Here is a 249-nt window from a genome sequence, read left to right as displayed (position 1 = left end):
AGCGCAACACCAGATCGTGGTCCTGCGCCCCTTCGAAGCCAACGCGAAATCCACCGACTTGATCGACCAGTTCGCGCTGGAACAGACCGAGGTGGCTAAACAGGTTTTGCCCGTAAAAGAGCTCGCGATTCCAGCCGCACTTGAAGTACGGCTCATAGCGCTCGCCGCGCTCGTCGATCTTGTCCTCGTCGGAGTAGATCAGCCGCAACGCGGGATTGGCGACGATGGCTTCGGCGGCCCAGAACAGCG

Annotated in this window: 1 pseudogene; it reads right to left on the bottom strand. The window is 60.6% G+C overall.

What is annotated here, in order from left to right:
• Positions 1 to 249 (bottom strand): annotated as a pseudogene (locus SCA31_RS24795) (hypothetical protein); the annotation flags it as partial.

This window comes from Chryseobacterium sp. SIMBA_028, assembly GCF_046535285.1.
GTDB lineage: Bacteria > Bacteroidota > Bacteroidia > Flavobacteriales > Weeksellaceae > Chryseobacterium.
Note: the sequence above shows the minus strand (reverse complement) of the source record. Positions and strands in the feature narration are given on the sequence as shown.